Source organism: Paracoccus sp. P2, assembly GCF_046335115.1.
In the GTDB taxonomy this organism is placed as follows: Bacteria; Pseudomonadota; Alphaproteobacteria; order Rhodobacterales; family Rhodobacteraceae; genus Paracoccus; species Paracoccus pantotrophus.
Map to the genome: position 1 here is coordinate 64357 of NZ_JBGOSN010000012.1, position 17774 is coordinate 82130.

Annotated in this window: 18 protein-coding genes and 2 pseudogenes; 13 read left to right on the forward strand and 7 right to left on the reverse strand. The window is 66.1% G+C overall.

Annotated features, from left to right (window positions below; all coding sequences use genetic code 11):
* Window positions 1-2: 2 nt before the first annotated feature.
* On the reverse strand, window positions 3-446 hold the full coding sequence (locus tag ACDP63_RS09955; protein ID WP_197029485.1) for a FadR/GntR family transcriptional regulator: 444 nt from the start codon (window positions 444-446) through the stop codon (window positions 3-5).
* A gap of 742 nt (window positions 447-1188) precedes the next feature.
* Between ACDP63_RS09955 and ACDP63_RS09960 the strand changes: the two are divergent.
* The 5 genes and pseudogenes from ACDP63_RS09960 to ACDP63_RS09980 all read left to right on the forward strand — a co-directional run.
* Window positions 1189-1728, forward strand: a pseudogene (locus ACDP63_RS09960) (ABC transporter substrate-binding protein); the annotation flags it as partial.
* A gap of 124 nt (window positions 1729-1852) precedes the next feature.
* A complete protein-coding gene (locus ACDP63_RS09965; RefSeq protein WP_409928017.1) occupies window positions 1853-2248 on the forward strand; it encodes an ABC transporter substrate-binding protein in 396 nt (131 codons plus the stop codon).
* Between the two features lie 370 nt (window positions 2249-2618).
* The gene (locus ACDP63_RS09970; protein WP_409928010.1) at window positions 2619-3239 is read left to right on the forward strand and encodes an ABC transporter permease; all 621 of its coding nucleotides are present in this window, start codon (window positions 2619-2621) and stop codon (window positions 3237-3239) included.
* Window positions 3240-3290: 51 nt separating this feature from the next.
* Entirely contained in the window at window positions 3291-3839 is a 549-nt protein-coding gene (locus tag ACDP63_RS09975; RefSeq protein WP_330950472.1) for an ABC transporter permease, read from the forward strand.
* Between the two features lie 41 nt (window positions 3840-3880).
* Complete coding sequence (locus tag ACDP63_RS09980) at window positions 3881-4174, forward strand: hypothetical protein (RefSeq protein ID WP_409928011.1); 294 nt, start codon at window positions 3881-3883, stop codon at window positions 4172-4174.
* 93 nt (window positions 4175-4267) lie between these two features.
* On the opposite strand, the gene ACDP63_RS09985 is transcribed toward ACDP63_RS09980, so the two are convergent.
* From ACDP63_RS09985 to ACDP63_RS09995, 3 genes are all read right to left on the reverse strand, one after another.
* On the reverse strand, window positions 4268-4963 hold the full coding sequence (locus tag ACDP63_RS09985) for an ABC transporter permease (protein ID WP_409928012.1): 696 nt from the start codon (window positions 4961-4963) through the stop codon (window positions 4268-4270).
* A 91-nt stretch (window positions 4964-5054) separates the two neighbouring features.
* The gene (locus tag ACDP63_RS09990) at window positions 5055-5852 is read right to left on the reverse strand and encodes an ABC transporter ATP-binding protein (protein WP_024843506.1); all 798 of its coding nucleotides are present in this window, start codon (window positions 5850-5852) and stop codon (window positions 5055-5057) included.
* A gap of 10 nt (window positions 5853-5862) precedes the next feature.
* Window positions 5863-6843 (reverse strand): ABC transporter substrate-binding protein, encoded by a 981-nt coding sequence (locus ACDP63_RS09995; protein WP_123130233.1) that lies wholly within the window; start codon window positions 6841-6843, stop codon window positions 5863-5865.
* A 221-nt stretch (window positions 6844-7064) separates the two neighbouring features.
* On the opposite strand from ACDP63_RS09995, the gene ACDP63_RS10000 reads away from it, so the two are divergent.
* The 8 genes and pseudogenes from ACDP63_RS10000 (at window position 7065) to ACDP63_RS10035 (ending at window position 14765) form a co-directional block, all read left to right on the forward strand.
* Complete coding sequence (locus tag ACDP63_RS10000) at window positions 7065-9149, forward strand: hydantoinase/oxoprolinase family protein (RefSeq protein WP_218927415.1); 2085 nt, start codon at window positions 7065-7067, stop codon at window positions 9147-9149.
* An 11-nt stretch (window positions 9150-9160) separates the two neighbouring features.
* The gene (locus tag ACDP63_RS10005) at window positions 9161-10897 is read left to right on the forward strand and encodes a hydantoinase B/oxoprolinase family protein (protein ID WP_036747237.1); all 1737 of its coding nucleotides are present in this window, start codon (window positions 9161-9163) and stop codon (window positions 10895-10897) included.
* The gene (locus ACDP63_RS10010; RefSeq protein ID WP_024843510.1) at window positions 10897-11742 is read left to right on the forward strand and encodes a sugar phosphate isomerase/epimerase family protein; all 846 of its coding nucleotides are present in this window, start codon (window positions 10897-10899) and stop codon (window positions 11740-11742) included. Before ACDP63_RS10005 ends, ACDP63_RS10010 begins: the two co-directional genes overlap by 1 nt.
* Before the next feature lie 31 nt (window positions 11743-11773).
* Window positions 11774-12442, forward strand: coding sequence for a TetR/AcrR family transcriptional regulator (locus ACDP63_RS10015; RefSeq protein WP_024843511.1), 669 nt, complete (start codon window positions 11774-11776; stop codon window positions 12440-12442).
* Window positions 12443-12485: 43 nt separating this feature from the next.
* Window positions 12486-13334, forward strand: a complete 849-nt coding sequence (locus ACDP63_RS10020) for an EamA family transporter (RefSeq protein ID WP_024843512.1) — start codon at window positions 12486-12488, stop codon at window positions 13332-13334.
* 398 nt (window positions 13335-13732) lie between these two features.
* Window positions 13733-14056: pseudogene (locus ACDP63_RS10025) on the forward strand (IS1 family transposase); the annotation flags it as partial.
* Window positions 14057-14246: 190 nt separating this feature from the next.
* Entirely contained in the window at window positions 14247-14390 is a 144-nt protein-coding gene (locus ACDP63_RS10030; RefSeq protein ID WP_155984415.1) for a hypothetical protein, read from the forward strand.
* Between the two features lie 177 nt (window positions 14391-14567).
* A complete protein-coding gene (locus ACDP63_RS10035; RefSeq protein ID WP_024846199.1) occupies window positions 14568-14765 on the forward strand; it encodes a hypothetical protein in 198 nt (65 codons plus the stop codon).
* Between the two features lie 118 nt (window positions 14766-14883).
* Here the strand turns inward: ACDP63_RS10035 and ACDP63_RS10040 are convergent, their stop codons facing one another.
* The 3 genes from ACDP63_RS10040 to ACDP63_RS10050 all read right to left on the reverse strand — a co-directional run bounded on the left by ACDP63_RS10040 (window position 14884) and on the right by ACDP63_RS10050 (window position 17720).
* Window positions 14884-15183 carry a hypothetical protein gene (locus ACDP63_RS10040; RefSeq protein WP_024846198.1) on the reverse strand — a complete coding sequence of 100 codons (300 nt, stop codon included), beginning with the start codon at window positions 15181-15183 and terminating at the stop codon, window positions 14884-14886.
* An 83-nt stretch (window positions 15184-15266) separates the two neighbouring features.
* Window positions 15267-15770, reverse strand: coding sequence for a hypothetical protein (locus ACDP63_RS10045; RefSeq protein ID WP_024846197.1), 504 nt, complete (start codon window positions 15768-15770; stop codon window positions 15267-15269).
* Window positions 15771-15887: 117 nt separating this feature from the next.
* The gene (locus ACDP63_RS10050) at window positions 15888-17720 is read right to left on the reverse strand and encodes a BapA/Bap/LapF family prefix-like domain-containing protein (RefSeq protein WP_409928013.1); all 1833 of its coding nucleotides are present in this window, start codon (window positions 17718-17720) and stop codon (window positions 15888-15890) included.
* Between the last annotated feature and the right edge of the window lie 54 nt (window positions 17721-17774).

The following is a 17774-nucleotide window of genomic DNA, read 5'->3' on the forward strand; positions in this document are numbered from 1 at the left end:
GGCTAGCCCGCGTTCATTGCCTGGGCCGGCTCCTTCTTCTCGGACAGCCGGTCGCGCGATTCTGACAGGTGGGCATGCATGAGATCGTGGGCCTGCTGCACGTGTCTTTGCCGAATCGACTCGAAGATCGCGAAATGTTCGTCGAAGACGCGGCTCAGCCCGCTGGCCTCGCGCTTGACCGACACGCCGTGAAAGCGCATCCCCACGGTGATATGGTCCTTCAGGGCCGCCATCGCGGTCGAGAAATAGCTGTCCTCCGCTGCGATGGCGATGGCGAGGTGGAACTGGAAATCCGCATCCTCTCGATGGACCTGAGGATTGGTCGCGTCGCGCCTATGCTCCAGCGCGTCGCGGATCTGCGCCAGGGCTTGCGGGTCATGGCGTTCGGCCGCGAATACGGCGGCTGAGGGTTCCAGCGTCAGGCGGGATTCATAGCAGCTGAGCAGGTCCGGGACGTTTTCAACGGGCCAAAGCCCAGCGGCTGCTTAAGCCCGATCGCGCGCACGAAACTGCCCGCACCACGGCGCGAATAGATCAGCCCGTGTTAGCGCAGAGGTTTCAGCGCATCGCGGATGATGCGGTGCGAGACCTCGAACTCGGCCGCCGCTCGTCCGGTTTGTAGGAGCCGGACTTGATCGCGCGCTCCATACGTTCATAGACGATTTCGCCAAGGCTTTTCCGTGCGGTCTTTTCCACTGCTGGCATCACTACTCGCCCCGACACATCGCCAGAATGGTGGCAAGGGTTTTTTCATCGCCGAAGCCGCCTGATTTCGCAATGATGCAGCGGTCCCCGGCAAAGGCGACCGGCAGGCATTCCCCGCGCAACTCCAGCGCCGCCCGCGCTCATTTCGGCCAGCACGGCCTCGGCTGCGGCGCCGCCGGTCAGAAGCATCGCCTGGCGTGGCCTGCACCAGCAGGTCGGCGGCGCCGGACAGGCTTGCGGGATCGTCCAGATCGCCCCGCGGCACCCCGGCGCCTGCGACTGCTGGCGCGCATCCGCTGCTCCTGCCGCATGGCTTTCGCTGAACATCGATGAACTGCCTCTGGGAGGAAAGATCGTGATCCGCAAGACCGCAATGCTGGGAGGGCTGCTGCTGGCGACCTGCCTGACCGCGGCGGCCATGGGCAGGAGGACAGGGCCGTCAGGATCGTCATGGCCGAGGATGTGGACCTGCTGGAGCCCTGCATGTCCACGCAATCGACCATCGGCGCGGCGCTGTTGCAGAACATCAGCGAAACGCTGACCTATCTCGATGTGGGCGGCTGCGGCGGATTGCAGCCGAAACTGGCCGAAAGCCGGGAACAGCTGCCCGACGGCAGTTGGCGGTTCGAGCTGCGCCAGGGTGTGACCTTCTCGGACGGCACCCCCTTCGATGCCAGGGACGTGAAGCATTCCTTCGACCGGGTGATGAGCGACCAGATCACCTGCGAGGCCAAGCGTTATTTCGGCGGCATGACCGTCAGCGCCGGAGTGGTCGACGACCATGCCATCGACTTCAAGGCCGATCCGGTCCAGCCGATCCTGCCGCTGCTGTCGCTGGACTTGATCGTCCCCGAGGGAACCCCGATCGAATTCACCCGCGCGCCCGTCGGCACCGGCCCCTATGTGCTGAGGGACTGGACCCCCGGCCAGCAGATCGTCCTGGCCGAGCGCGAGGGCTACTGGGGTGACAAGCCTGCCGTCAGCGAGACGACCTATCTGTTCCGCACCGATCCGGCCGTGCGCGCCGCCATGATCGCGGCCGGCGAGGCGGATATCGCCCCCTCGATTGCCGCCCCGGATGCGACCAACCCGGGCCGACTTCTCGTATCTGGACAGCGAGGCGATCTGTATCAGCCTGGATCACTCGATGCCGCCGATCAACGGCCTGCGCGTGCGCAAGGCGCTGAGCATGGCCATCGATCGCGAGGCGTTCATCGGCACCCTGCTGCCCGAAGGCACGCTGCTGGCGACCGCGCTGTTCCCGCCGCCCACCCTGGGCTGGAACGAGGAGGTGCAGTCCCGGAAATATGCCCCCGAGGGCGCCAGACAGCTGCTGGAGGAAGCCGGGGCCGATGGCGTGCCGGTCGATACCAAGATGACGCTGGTGGCACGCCCCGGCAACTTCCCCAACCTCACCGAGGTGATGGAGGCGATCCAGCAGCAGCTGCACGAGGGGGCTTCAACGTCGATCTGCAATTCTATGAGATCGCCGAGTTCCAGAAGCTGTATTCCAAGCCCTATCCGACCGACCGCGGTCCGATGATGGCGACGGCGATGCATGACAATTCCAAGGGCGACCCGTCCTTTACCCTGTTCTTCAAATATGCCTCCGGCGGCCTGCAATCGGGCATCAGCGACCCCAAGGCGGACGACCTGATCGCCCGCGCCTCGGCCGCGACAGGCGAGGAGCGCGCCGAGCTCTGGTCGGAACTGCAAGCCTATCTGCATGACGATGTGGTCGCCGACGTGTTGCTGTTCCATTCGGTCCGCTTTGTCCGTGTCGCGCCGTGCCTGGAGTGGAGGCCGAACATGTCCGCCACCTCGTCGCTGCCCCTTGGCGGGATCGCCTTCAAATGAGCCGCCGCCGGGCGGGGCGCGTCCCCGCCCGGCCCGCCTTTTGACAGGAGCGTTCCATGTCGAGTTTCATCCGCAAGCGGGCCTTTGCCAGCCTGGTCTCCCTGTTGGGTCCGGTGGTGATGGTGTTCTTCCTGTCCCGCCTGACCGGCGATTCCGCGTCGCTGTTCCTGCCGGTCGATGCGACCGAACAGATGCGCGAGGAATTTCGCCAGCTGCACGGGTTCAACGATCCGCTGCTGACGCAATTCGGCCGCCATGTCTGGGATCCGCTGCACCTGGATTTCGGCGCCTCGATCCGCCGTGCCCGTCCCGCCATCGACGTGGTGCTGGAGGCCTTCGTCTGGACCCTGCAACCGGCGGTCATCACCATGACCCTGGTCGCGGTCGCGGTCGCAGTCGTGGTCATCGCCGTCGGCTTGCTGGCTGCGTTCCGGGCGGGCGGCCTGTTTGACCGCATCGCCCCGCTGACTTCGCTGATCGGGGCCTCGGGGCCGGATTTTTGGGTCGCCATCGTCGCCTTCGTGGTGTTCTCGGTGGGCCTGGGCTGGCTGACCACATCCGGCACCGGTACCGTCTGGCACCGGATCCTGCCGATCGCCGTGCTGTTCATCCGGCCCTTTAACCTGATCGTGCAGGCGGTGCGCGGCTCGATGATCTCGGCCCTGTCCTCGGCCTAGGTAAAGACCGCCCGCGCCCAGGGGGCGCGTTCGCCCCCCATCGTCCACGCCCTGCGCAACGCCATGCTGCCGGTCGTCACCGTGATCGGCGACCAGGCGGCGGCGCTGCTGAACGGGGCCGTCGTGGCCGAGACGATCTTCGGCTTCCCCGGCGTCGGCAAGCTGATGATCGACGCTATCCTGCAACGTGATTTCAACGTGGTGCTGGCGGCGATCATGGTCATGGCGCTGGCGATCATCGGCCCGTCATGGCTGGATGCGGGGCACAGAAGCAGAACCTGCGCGGCCGCAATGCCCGCCCTTCGAATGGGAGCGCGGCTGGCTGTGGATCATGGGCGCCGATGCGCTTGGCCGTCCGCGGCTGGCGCGGATCATCGTCGCCACCCGGAACACCATGACGGTCGCCGCCGGCGCGGTGCTGTTCTCGGCCGACATCGGATCGGCGTTTGGGCTGGTTGCGGGCCATGCCGGGCCGCGGGTCAGCCAGGTCATCATGCGGCTGGCCGACATGATCATGTCCTTCCCGTCGCTGCTGATCGCGGTGATCGTGCTCTGTATCCCTGGCCCCTCGGTGCTGAACCTGATCATCGTCCTGGCTGATCACCCGCATTCCGGTCTATCTGCGCACCACCCGCGCCGAGGTGCTGGAGGTCAAGCAGAGCATGTTCGTTTCGGCCGCCCGCGTCCTGGGCGCATCCTCGGGGCGGATCATCTTTCGCCATATCCTGCCGGTGGTGCGCGATTTCGCCGATCACGTCATGGTCATGCAGCGTGGCAAGGCCGTCGCGCCGGGTCCGGTGCGTCTGGTGTTCGAGGGCCGCGCCAGCCCTGTACCCAGGCGCTGCTGGCCGCTGGCCTGGATCCCGATCCCGAGATGCAGGCCCGCCGCCGCGAGGCGCGGCGATTGCTGGCGGCGTGCTGGGCTAGTGGCCTAGCCTGACGCCGCGGCTCCGGGCCGGGTCAGAGGCTTCATTCCCGATTGGATCGCATCGGTCGGAAAAAGGGGGGCAGCAAGCCCCCCTAAGTGCTCAGGCATTAGGCTGGCGTTGCGAGCTGTGCCAGGGCAGGGCGATCCGCTCCATCACGTCGACGGCATAGAACAGGATCGTGCCCATCACCCCCAAGAGCACCAGCGAGACGAAGACCCGCGTGGTGTCGAACTGGCCCTGCGCGGTCAGGACCAGGAAGCCCAGGCCGCGGCCGCCGGCGACGAACTCTCCGACGATGGCGCCGACCAGCGCGAAGGAGATGCCGACCTTCATGCCGGAAAACAGCGAAGGCAGGGCGTTCGGCACCCGGATCTTGTAGATGATGTCGAATTTCGAGGCCCGCGTCGCCTTGGCGAGGTTCAGCATGTCGGGATCGACCGAGCGCAGGCCCAGGACGGTGTTGATGACGATGGGAAAGATCGCCAACATCACCGCCACCGCCAGTTGCGACGACATGCCGGTGCCCAGCCAGATCACGAACAGCGGCGCCAGCGCCACCTTGGGAACCGAGTTGATGGCGATGAGCAGCGTATAGACCGTACGCTCAAGGAATTTCGACTGCACGATGCCCACCGCCATGACCACGCCCAGCACCACGGAAATGGCGAAGGCCAGGCCGGTGGTCATCAGCGTGTAAAGCATGTTGCGGATGAACACCCAAGGGCTTTGCATGAAAGCGGCCCAGATCGCCGAAGGGGCGGGCAGGATGATCGCCGGCGGATTGAAGAGCCGCACCCCAGCTCCCACAGCAGGATGGTTCCCAGAAGCACCAGGACGATGTCCAGCGAGCGGTTGTCCCGCATGATTTTTGCGATGAGGCTGTTCTTCATTCCTTGAGCACTCCCAATTCGGCGAAATGGTGGCGGATACGCTGGGCATAGACGCCGAAGGCATCGGATTCGCGCACCGACAGCGGGCGCGGCCGGGGCAGGTCCACGTCGAAGACATCGACGATACGGCCGGGCGTGCGCGACATCATCACCACGCGGTCGGCCAGGAAGACCGCCTCGGAAATCGAATGGGTGATGAAGATCACCGTCTTGTTCGTCTCTTGCCACATCCGGGCCAGCTCGACGTTCAGGTCGTCGCGGGTCATCGCGTCCAGCGCGCCGAAAGGCTCGTCCATCAGCAGAAGGTCGGGATCGCAAAGCAGCGCCCGGCAGATCGAGGCGCGCTGCCGCATGCCGCCCGACAGCTCCCAGGGGTGGCGCTTTTCATAGCCTTTCAGCCCGAAGCGTTCCAGCAGCTGCAGGGCGCGTTCGCGGTATTGCTCGCGCGGATGGCCCAGGAACTCGGCCTGCAACAGCACGTTGTCCAGGATGGTGCGCCAGTCCAGCAGGACGTCGCGCTGGAACACCACGCCCATGCGGTCCGGCGGGCCGGACAGCGGCTTGCCGGAAACGGTGATGCCGCCGGAGGTGATGTTTTCCAGCCCGGCCAGGCATTTCAGCAGCGTGCTCTTGCCGCAGCCGCTGGGCCCGACGATGCTGAGGAACTCGCCCGGGCGCACGTCCAGGTTGATGTCGCTGAGCGCGACGACGGGCCCGTGCTGCGAGGGATAGGTCTTGCCCGCGCCCTTGATGCGCAGATAGGTGTCGGTGGTGGTGTCGGCCATCATGTTCATGCTCACCGCCTCATTCCGGGATCAGGTCGTTGGTGAAATAGTCGGCGACCTGCCAGCCGGGGTCGACCACGCCGGCGCGCTCCATGCCCTTCAGCGCGGCTTCCCAATCCTCGTCCGCCTGCCAGCCGATCGGCTTGCCTTCGGTCGCCGGCGTGTCGAAATATTCCACGGTCAGGCGGATCTGCTCGCGCAGGACGTCCGGGTTCAGCATCGCATCGGGACGCTGGGCCAGCATCGCCTCGACGCCCAGGTCGGGATTGCTGGCGATTTCCGCCCAGGCGCGCTGCTGGACCTCGACCAGTTTCTTCAGTGCATCCGCCCGGTTCTTGATCGTGTCGTCCGAGGCGACAAGGCCGTAGCTGGGGAAATACAGGTCGGCGGAATCCGAGGTCAGGCATTTGGACGGCCGCTGCGCCTCGGCGAGCGGCAGGGCCGAGGCGACGGTGGACATCATGGCGTCCGCACGCCCCGAGGTATAGGTGCCCCACAGCGCCGAGGCATCGACGAATTCGATGGTGGTGTTGTCGCGATCCAGCCCGCCTGCGGCCAGGAAGGTGTCGATATAGGGCGTCCAGGGGCTGGCGGCGAAGACGACGATCTTCTTGCCCTTGAGGTCCGTGATCTGCTCGACGGGCGCGTCCTTGTCGACCAGCACGCAAAGATCGGTGCGGCGGTCCCAGCCGGCGATGCCCTTGACCTTGGCGCCGCCCTGGCGTGCCGCGGGGATCAGGCCCAGCTGGATCTGGCCGACATCGGCCTGCCCGGCATTGACCAGCTGCAAGGTATTGCCCGAGCCGCGCCCGTCCTGCACGTCCACGTCCAGCCCCGCCTCCTTGAACCAGCCCTGCTGCTGCGCAAGGTGCATGGCGGCGTGACTGCCCCAGGGCGAGAAGTCCAGCCGCACGGTCAGCTTGTCCTGCGCCAGGCCCGGCCCGGCGAGGATCAGCAGCGCGGTGACGGCGGCTGACGGCAAAATCTGCATCTTTCTCATTCGTCCTCTCCTGTCATGTGGCCCGCGGCGAATCGTCCGGGGGTGTTCTTGTTGTCTGGATTATTAATAGCACCAGTAGTCCAATTATAATCAAGTTTCTTTGGGGTATCGCGGCAAAACAGTTGCCAACATACTGTAATATATGAAATAAAAAATCGCTTGTTGGTTTGGAGGTATGCGTGTTACCAAACTAACCAACTAGTCAAATAAGGGTAGGAATCATGATGACTTCAGCGACCAGAACTGCGCGAATCGGCGTCGATATCGGCGGCACCTTCACCGATCTCGTGATGATCGAAGGCGACGGGCGGCTTTATCACGCCAAGGTGCCCTCGACCCCCGCCGCGCCGGAGGAGGCGGTGATCGCCGGCATCTCTGACCTGGTGCGGGCTTCGGGAATTTCGGTCGCCGATGTGCGCGAGATCGTGCATGGCACCACCGTCGGCTCGAACACGCTCTTGCAAAAGGTCGGCGCGCGGGCCGGGCTGATCACCACCGCGGGCTTCCGCGACGTGCTGGAGATCGGCCGGCTGCGCACGCCGAACATGTTCGACCTGCAATGGGACAAGCCCGTTCCCTTGATCCCGCGCCGCTATCGGCTCGAGGCGCAGGAGCGCATCGCCGCCGACGGCACCGTCATCACGCCGCTGGACGAGGCAAGCGTCGTCGCCGCTGCCGCCGCACTGGTCGAGGCGGGGGTGGAATCCATCGCCCTCTGCTTCCTGAACAGCTATCGCAACCCCGCCCACGAACAGCGTGCCGAGGAACTGATCCGCGCGCGGTTCCCGAAGGTCCAGGTCACCACCTCGGTCTCGGTCCTGCCCGAGGCCAAGGAATACGAGCGCACCAGCACCACGGTGGTGAACGCCTATGTCGGCCCGGTTCTGGCCGCCTATCTGGAGCGCCTGCAGACCGGCATCAAAAGGCTGGGCGTGAACGCGCCGCTGCTGGTCAGTAACTCGAACGGCGCGCTGGCCTCGGCCGAGACCGCCTGCGAGAAGCCGGTGTTCTTCATCTCGTCGGGCCGGGCCGCCGGCGCCGTCGGCGGTGCCAGGCTGGGCGAGGCGCTGGCCCAGGAAAACCTGGTCATCTTCGACATGGGCGGCACCACCGCCTCGGCCACGCTTGTCAATGGCGGCGAGCTGAGCCGGGTCAGCGAATACGAATTCCGCGCCGGCATCTCGACGCCTTCGCGCTTCATCAAGGCCGGCGGCTACATGATGAGCGTGCCGACCGTCGACGTGGCCGAGGTGGGCAGCGGCGCCGGCTCGATCGCCGCGCTGGACAGCGCCGGGCTGATCCGGGTCGGCCCGGTTTCGGCCGGGGCCGATCCGGGGCCGGTCTGCTACGGCCTGGGCGGCGAGGCGCCGACGGTGACCGACGCGAACCTCGTGCTGGGCTATCTGCCCGAGGAACTGGCCGGCGGGGCGCGGCATCTGGACAAGGCCGCCTCGGCGGCCGCCATCGCGGCGCGGCTGGGCGACCCGCTGGGGCTTGAGGCCGAGGATGCCGCCTATGGCATCCGCGAGGTGGTGAACGCCAACATGGCCCGCGCCATCCGCGCCGTGACCGTGGAGCGGGGGGTGGACCCGCGCGACTTCACCCTGGTCGCCATCGGCGGCTCGGGCCCCGTGCATGCCGCCGCCATCGCCTCGCTCCTGTCGATGGACAAGCTGCTGATTCCGGCCACCCCCGGCGTCTTCACCGCCATGGGCATGCTTTCGGGCGATATCGAGCGTTATTTCACCGCCCCCATCGGCCGCGTGGTCGAGGATGTCGATCTGGCGCGCCTTGCCGAGGCGACCGAGGATCTGCGCCGGCAGGCCATCGCTAACCTGCGCGAGGAAGGCATCCCCGAGGAGGCGATGGAATTGTTGCCCGAGGCGAACATGCGCTTCCGCGGTCAGGAAATGTCGCTGGCCATCCCCTTTGCCGAGCCGTTCGATCCGGTCCGCGTGCGCGAGGATTTCCTGGAGACCTATCGCTCGATCTACAGCTATGTGTCCTCCGACGCAGTCGAGGTGGTCGGCATCCGCATGACCGGCCGCGGGTTGCGGCAGGGGCGGCTGGACTTCCGCAAGCTCTCGGCTCCGGATCACGAAGAAGCGGGGCCGGTCTCGCAGCGCAAGGTCTATTTCGGCAAGGATGCCGGCTGGATCGAAACCCCGGTCTATGACCGCACCCGCTCGCCGCGCCGGCTGACCGGCCCGGTCGTCCTGGAATCGAACGACTCGACCGTGGTCGTGCCGCCGGATGCCACCGTCGAGCGCGACGACTTCCTGAACCTTCACATCCGCCTTTCGTAAGGAGCGCAGCCATGGCCGAGATTTCCGCCAATGACCCGATCACCTTCGCCGTGCTGAAAAGCGCCGTCGAATCCATCGTCGACGACATGGCCTATACGGTGATGCGGACGGCGCGTTCGCCCATCGTCCGCGACGTGCTGGATTATTCGACCACCATGTGCGACGCCAAGGGCCGCATCCTGGCGCAGGCCAAGACCGTGGCGCTGCATCTGGGGGCCGTGCCCGACGCCATGGAGGCGCTGCTGGCGCGGTTCCAGGGCGACCTGCATCCCGGCGACGTCATCATCTTCAACGATCCCTATGACGGCGGCATGCACCTGCCCGACATCTTCATGTTCAAGCCGATCTTCCACGGCGACGAACATCTCGGCTTCTCGGTGGTGATCTGCCACCATTGCGACGTGGGCGGCCGCGTGCCCGGCTCGAACGCCAGCGACTCGACCGAGATCTTCCAGGAGGGGCTGCGCCTGCCGCCGCTGAAGCTTTATGACCGCGGGGTCCGCAACGACATCGTGTTCCAGATCATCGAGCGCAACGTGCGCCTGCCCGATCTGGTCATCGGTGATCTTGAGGCCCAGTTGGCGACCTGCGCGCTTGGCGAGCGCGAGTTGCTGCGCATCGTCGACAAATACGGTGCGCCGACCTTCAACCGGTTCCTGGCCGATTTCCTCGATTACGGCGAGCGCCTGACCCGCAACGAGATCGCCAACTGGCCGGATGGAAGCTACGAGTTCACCGATTACATCGACGGTGACGGCTTCGACCCGGCGCCGATCCCGATCAAGGTGACGATCACCGTCAAGGGCGACCATCTGGACGTGGATTTCACCGGCTCATCGCCGCAGGTCAAGGGCGCGATCAACTCGACCCTGTCCTTCGTGAAATCGGCGACCTATCTGGCGATCCGCTGCACGCTGGACAGCGAGGTGCCGAACAATTCCGGCATGTATCGTGCCATCGACATCGCGGCCCCGAAGGGCTGCTTCCTGAACCCGCATTTCCCGGCGCCGGTGGCGGCGCGCGCGCTGACCGGCTATCGCGTGGTCGATACCGTGCTGGGCGCGCTGGCCAAGATCGTGCCGACGCGCGTCGCCGCGGCGGGCGAAGGCGGCAACTCGGTGGTCTGTCTGGGCGGCTATGACAAGGAGACCCGCCAGCCCTTCGTCATGGTCGACATGATCAACGGCGCTCTGGGTGCACGTGCCACCAAGGACGGCATCGACGCGATCACCAACCCGTCGCAGAACATGTCGAACATGCCGGTCGAGCTGATGGAATCGACCTATCCGATCCGCATCGAGGAATATTCGCTGCGCACCGATTCCTGCGGGGCGGGCAAGCAGCGGGGCGGCCTGGGCGTGGTGCGCCAGTATCGCCTGCTGGCCGAAGATGCGGTGCTGCAACTGCGCGCCGACCGCTACGAGCATCGGCCCTATGGGCTGTTCGGCGGCAATCCGGCAGCACCCTCGCGCAACCTGCTGAGCCTGAACGGCGGCGCGTTCGAACTGCTGGACAGCAAGGTCACGCGCAATGTCGCAAAAGGCGACGTGATCCGGCACGAACAGGCCGGGGGCGGCGGCTATGGCGACCCGCTGCTGCGCCCGCTGGAGCAGGTGCTGGAGGACGCGCTGGACGGCAAGATCACCCCGGCCTTTGCCCGCGAGCATTATCGCGTCGTGATCGAGGATGGCCGCATCGACGAGAAGGCCACGGCCGAGTTGCGCAACCTGCAACCGGAACTGGCCTGATGCCCGATCTGCGCCGTTTTGCGATCAACCAGATCACCACGCGCGACTGGACCCTTGAGCAGGCGGTGAACGGCTATGCCCGGCAGGGCGTCGCCGGGATCGGGGTCTGGATGGAATATCTGGACGCCGCCGGGATCGGGCAGGGCGCCCGGCTGATCCGCGATGCCGGGCTGTTCGTGCCCTGCCTTTGCACCAGCGCCTGGGTCAATATCGCGGACAAGAGCGGCTTCAACGCCGCTCTTGCCGAAAACCGTCGCCGCCTGGACGCGGCGGCCGAGATCGGCGCGCCTTGCCTGGTGATCGTGCCGGGCGGGCTGGCGACGGGCGAAAAGGATCTGGCGGCGGCGCGGTCGCGGGTGATCGGGGCGCTGGAAGAGCTTTTGCCCCATGCCCGGCAGGTCGGGGTCAAGCTGGGCCTTGAGCCCCTGCATCCGATGTATGCCGCCGATCGCAGCTGCCTCAACAGCTTCGCGCATTGCCTGGATCTTTGCCGCAGCCTGGGCGAGGGCACGGGCATCGTCGCCGATACCTATCATTGCTGGTGGGATGCCGGCTTCATGCCGGGGCTGCGCGAGGCGGGGCCGGAAAATATCCTGACCTTCCATCTCTGCGACTGGCTTGTGCCGACCCGCGATCTATACCATGACAGGGGCATGATCGGCGACGGCGTGGTCGACTTCGCGGCTTACAAGGCGCTTCTCGACGAGATCGGCTATGACGGTCCCTTCGAGATCGAACTGTTCTCGCAGTTCGACTGGTGGCTGCGCGACGGCGACGAAACGGTCGCCGTTTCGGTCGAGCGTTGTGCGCCCTTCGTGGCGGAAAGGCGGAAGGTGCCGTGCTGAACGGCCCTTCGATGCAAGTGGTGGGGGGCAGATGGCGGAGAAACCCGCTATCCGGGATGCGATCCGGACGCAGGAAAGGATCCTGGCGGCAGCGCAGGCGGAATTCGCGCGCCGCGGCTATGACGGCGCGCGCGTGGATGCCATCGTGGCCCGGGCCAAGGTCAGCAAGAACCTGCTCTACCACTATTTCCGCGGCAAGGAGGATCTGTATATCCGCATCCTCGAACGTACCTATGAAACGCTCCGCCGCCGGCAGAGCGATGTTCCGGTGAACGGACTCGACCCGCTCAGCGCGATGATCCGGCTGTGCGAGAACACCTTCCGGGTCTTCGTCGAGGAGCCGGACGTGATCGTGATGCTGAACACCGAGAACCTGTATCGCGCCCGGCATATCGCCAAGTCGACGATCATCCGCAGCATGTATGACCGGCTGTCGGAAAACCTGCGCGAGATCCTGCGCCAGGGCGAAGAACAGGGCGTCTTCCGCAAGGGCGTCGATCCGGTCGAGCTGTATATCTCGATCTCGGGCCTGGGCTATTTCTACCTGTCGAACCGGCACACGCTGTCGATGCTGTTCAATCGGAAGCTGAGCGCCCCCGAGAACATCGAGCACCGCCAGGCGCATCTGGTCGACATGGTGATCAGCTATCTGACCCGCAAGCCCGAGCCCGGAGACTGGACGCCGGACCTGGCGCGCTGAACCCGGCGCGCCGGCAAGGATCATCCCGACCGCGAGGATTGGCATGGCTGACCGGAATGCCGGCCGCTTCATCGGCACCGCCATCGGGCCGATGCTTTGGGGCACGACCTATGTCGTCTTTGTCGGGGCATTGCCGACGGATCACCCGGTCCTGATCTCTGCCCTGCGGGCGCTGCCGGCCGGGCTCCTGATGCTGCTGCTGGTCCGGCGCCTGCCGCCGCTTCGCATCCTGTTTCCCGTCACCGTCCTGGCGCTGACCAATATCGGCTTGTTCTTCGCGTTGCTGCTGATCAGCGCGGCCCGGCTGCCGGGCGGGATCACCGCCACGCTGGCCGCCTGCCAGCCGCTGCTGGTCGCACTGCTGGCATGGCCGCTGCTGGGACGGCGGCCAGGGATGGGCCAGATCGGGCTGGCGGTGCTGGGCATGGCCGGCGTCGGGCTGATGGTGCTGAACGGCGGCCTTGCCTTCGACCCGACCGGCGTGCTGGCGGGGATCGGCGCGGCCTTGTCCATGGCGCTCGGCATCGTGCTGATGGAACGCTGGCGCGATCTTGCGCCGCCGGTGCAGATGACGACATGGCAATTGCTGATCGGCGGTATCCTGATCCTGCCCTTTGCCTTGCTGGTCGAGGGCCTGCCCGTGCATTGGGAGATGCGAAACACGCTGGGCCTGGGCTATCTGGTGCTGTTCGCAACCGCCCTGGGCTACTGGCTTTGGGTCGGCGGGGTGCAGCGATTGGGCAGCCGGGTTTCGGTGCTGGCCTTTCTCAGCCCGGTGGTGGCGCTGGTCCTTGGCATCGGCATCATGGATGAGACGCTGGACGTGCAGCAGGTGCTGGGCGTGGTGCTGGTTTTCCTGTCCATCGGCCTTTCGGTAAGGGGTCGGGCATAAGGTCGCCTGCCGGGCAAGCCGATGCCGCCGGCATTTCCCGCCGCCGGCGAAGATCATGGCGATGCCCGTGCCGACGAAAGGCAAGCCTGCCGGTCGGGAAGCCCGGACCCGGACGGGCGGGATGGAGCAGGGCAGAGCGGAAAACGGCCCGCCAGGCTGTTTTCCCGGCCTGCAAGGGTGCAGGGGCCGGGCTCGGCTTCCTTCGGTGTCCCGGTGCGGTTCTGACCGTGAAGGAGGACGATCATGGCCGAGAAGCGACACAAGCCCGACGAGATCGTGACGAAGCTGCGGCGGCTTGATGTGCTGCGCGGCCATCCTGCTCGGGAGTTGGAGCCTCCGGCAAACCCGGAGCGGTTCATGCCGCCAAACGTGTTGGTGCGATCAAGGAGCCGATCTTCGGTAAGCCCGACATGGAACAGGTCGGCACGTCGCATGTGGAACGGCAGAACCTGACGATGCGCATGGGGATGTGCCGCTTCACCCGCCCGACGAATACCTTCTCCAAGAAAGCGGAAAACCATGCTTGCGCGGTCGCTCTGCACGTCATGCACTACAACTTCTGCCGCATCCACAAGTCGCTTCGTGTGGCTCCCGCCATGGCGGCTGGGGTTACTACCCGGCCCTGGGATGTTGAGGACATTGTGGCGCTGATCGAAGCGGCAGAGGAACCACCGAAGAAGCGCGGCCCCCACAAGGTGCGCAAGAAAGACAATTCAAGCTGACCCCCGCCCGCTTGCCGGCGGCTCCTTGCCGTGATGCCCGTTGCGCGGGACCGGCTGCGGAAACATGCGGCCGGCGCGGCATTCTTTCCAGCCCTATCACCAGCTTGCGCGATAGTTCCGATCCGGGGGGCGCAATTCCACCCCTTCGACCCCAAGTCTTGATCAGCTGGCCGGATTTCCGGGCGGTGTCATGGCCGATCGGGTCGTGGGCATCGACAAGGAAAACGTCGCCCTGGCCCCGAAGGACATCCGCCAGGCCCGGCAGGGCAAGCCGCCGGAAAGCTTGCCGCGGGACGGCACCGATCCGAAACGCGGGGCTGCCGGCTGCCGCTGACGGTCGGCGGATATTCGAAAGGTGAAGCGGGGGAACCCGCTGACCCCCGATCTTCCGGTAAATTGCCGCACCAAGGCGTGGCCGAAATCTGCGCTGGTATGCGGCATTCAAAAGCTGGAAGGTGAAACGGCGGATTCAGGTCCGCCGTTTTCGCTGATTGCAGAACACGAGGATTCCATGACCAAACGAGTCGCCCTGACCGATGCGCTCAGCGGAGTGACCGAAATCTTTGCCCAGCCGCCATGGCGCCTTGACGGCATCCGCCATTTCCAGAATGGCGACCTGGTGAAGCTGGTCCATGACGACGGAACCGTCCGGCTTGTTCCGGTCAGGCCCTGCACCTCCGGGTTGTTCGAGCGGTTTCGCGACTGGTGAGACGACATCCGCCGGTCCGAGCTTGCCGACGGGCAGGGACCGCAAAAGGTGGCGATCCGCACGACTTTCCCCGCATGCCGGACCGTGGGGCCGCCGGGCTGGTGCGCTGTTGGCGGCCTCAGTCCTGCTGGGAATAGCCGGAGCGGTTCTGCCGGATCGCCAGCGTCATGGACTTCCGGACGGACCGGGCCAGGAACAATCCCGCCGCCGCGACGATCACCAGGCCGATGCCGCCCAGGGAATATGCCAGGAAAACTCCCAGCAGCGGCAGGCCCAGGAAAAGCGCCAGGCTGACTCCGATCAAACCGCCGATTGTCGCGGCGAGAACATAGATGACCAACTCTCCGCCCGGAGAACCGTAGTCGTATTCGAAGGCTTCGCTGTCGGCGGTTTCGGCACAATGGTACTTCGTCAACATGGCACTCCTCGTCATATTCCGCCTTGGGCAAATATCGATTGGCCGGCGTGTCTCGAAAGGTTGAACGGGGCGAAAGCGCCGGTTCATCGCTGCGGGCTGGCCCGCCCCTTGAAGGGAATCAGGCGGGCGGTCGCCCGGATCGGCGCCGCTTCGGGCCGCCCATCCGCCGCGATCCGGCCGATCTGGTCGCGAAAACCGCTGAGTTGTCGAAGCAGCCCGCGGATATGCCATTCAAGATCGTCGATATCCTCGTCGCGCAGGGCCTTGCCGTCGGCATAGGCCCGGCAATAGGCGATCTTCGCATGAGCCTCGGAAAGCTTGCGTTCCAGGATTTTCGTGACCTTCGCCGCCGGCACGCCCGGCTGGTTCAGGTCCATGTCCTGCGCGTCTTCCAGGCCAAGCTCCCTGATGAATCCCGCCAGGAACTCGGCGCTGTTGCCAAATTCGTAGAACGCGCCTTTTTGCGGCGGATCGTCCAGCGCATAAAGCCCGACGCGGCAATTGGGGTTCCTGTCCGTCAACTCGATCGCCATGGCCAGCAGATCCGCCGAATCCTTGCCCTGCTGCCTGCGGATCGCGATCATCATCGCTGAATCGACAATTCCAACCATTGCTTCCTCTGGATCGAACGGCCGGCCGCATGCCACCGCGATTTTCTGGGGGCGCGGCGCGCCCGAGCCGGACGCGCCTGCCGTTTTCATGCCTCAGGCGGCGTGTTCGTCGCTCAGGCCCAGGCTGGCCAGCAGCCCGCCGCCCAGCAGCCCGTCCACGGCATCGCCCAGCGGTGCGAGCAGATCGCCCGCATTGCCGCTGCCCAGCAGCCCGCCGACCGTATCGGTCACGCCGCCCAGAAGGTCGCTTTCGCCGCCCAGCAGCCCGTCCAGGGTATCGGCGACGCCGGCGAGCAACTCGTCGCTGCCGCCCAGCAGGTCGTTCAGCAGGCCGCCGGGATTGTCGCTCCCCTCTCCCAGCAGGCCGTGGCCAGTCAGATCGCCCAGCAAGCCGTCCTGGCCGGTGACCGGCGCAAGCAGCCCGTCATCGCCCACGACACGACCCAGCAGGCCCTCGGAGCCGCTGATGCCGCCCAGGGTGCCGTTGTTGCCGGTCAACTCGCCCAGCAGGCCGCCATCGGCGAGGACCGGATCCAGCAGGCCATCCCCCGGCGCGACGCCCAGCAGGCCCGTCAGCGTGCCGGTGACGGTATTCAGCAGCCCGCCCTGGCCGCCGAGCAGCCCGCCGAGCAGGTCGTCGCCGCCCAGCACGCCGCCGACCACGCTGTCGAGCGTGCCGGTGACGGTATTCAGCAGCCCGCCCTGGCCGCCCAGCAGCCCACCGAGGAGGCCACCCTGACCTCCCAGAAGCCCACCGAGCAACCCGCCCTGGCCGCCGAGCAGCCCACCGAGCAGGTCGTTGCCGCCCAACACGTCGCCGAGAACGGTGTCCAGCGTTCCGGTCACGGTTCCCAACAGGCCGTCTTCACCGCCGAGCAGCCCGCCCAGAAGGTCGCCTCCGCCCAGCACGCCGCCCAGCAGGCCCGACAGGCCGGCGGACGGGCCGCCAGCCACGCCATCCTTTAGCAGGCCGGTGCCGGTCAGGTCGCCCACAAGCCCCTGCGAGCCGGTGATGGAGCCCAGGGCTCCCTGGTCGCCGATCAGATCGCCCAGCAGCCCCTGGGAGCCGGTGATCGTGCCCAGCAGGCCGTTGTTGCCGGTGAGATCACCCAAGAGCCCGCCATCCGCCAGGATCGGATCGAGAATGCCGGCGGAACCGTCCACCCCGTCACCCAGGAGAGGAACGCCCAGCAGACCAAGCCCCAGCCCGCCCAGCAGGCCATTCTGGCCCAGGAGGTCGCCCAGCAGGCCCTCCGAGCCGGTGATCGCGCCCAGCAGGCCCTCATTGCCGGTCAGGTCGCCCAGAAGCCCGCCGTCACCCAGGATGGGATCAAGGAAACCCTGCACCTTGTCCGCACCGTCGGTCCCGTCGGTCGGATCGGTCCCGTCGGTCGGGTCGGTCCCGTCAGTCGGATCGGTCCCGTCGGTCGGGTCGGTTCCGTCGGTCGGGTCGGTCCCGTCGGTCGGATCGGTTCCGTCGGTCGGATCGGTCCCGTCGGTCGGGTCGGTCCCGTCGGTCGGATCGGTTCCGTCGGTCGGGTCGGTCCCATCAGTCGGATCGGTGCTGTCGGTCGGTTCGGACGGATCGTTCGAATTGCCGATGATGGCGCCTCCGGTGAGGGCGGCCAGGGCGGCCGAGCCCAGGGCCCAGACGCTGGCCGGGCCATCGTCAAGCATGCCGGAGCCAAGGCCGGCTGCGGCCTCCTCGTCGCCATTCGCCAGAATGACCGTGCCGTCGCCCAGGACCAGCCGATGCGCTGCGCCGTTCGCCGCCGCCGTGTAGAAATCCCTGATCAGCAATTCGTCGCCGGTGTGCATCCGCACGATCAGGTCGTTGCCGGACTTGAAATAGCCGCCGATAGACGCCGGCAACGCTGGAATGGTTACATCGATCAGCGTACCGGCCTGAATGATGCTTTGAGCCATGGAATCATCCTTTTGGGGCGGCCCTGGGTCAGCATGGGCCAAGACAGATATTTC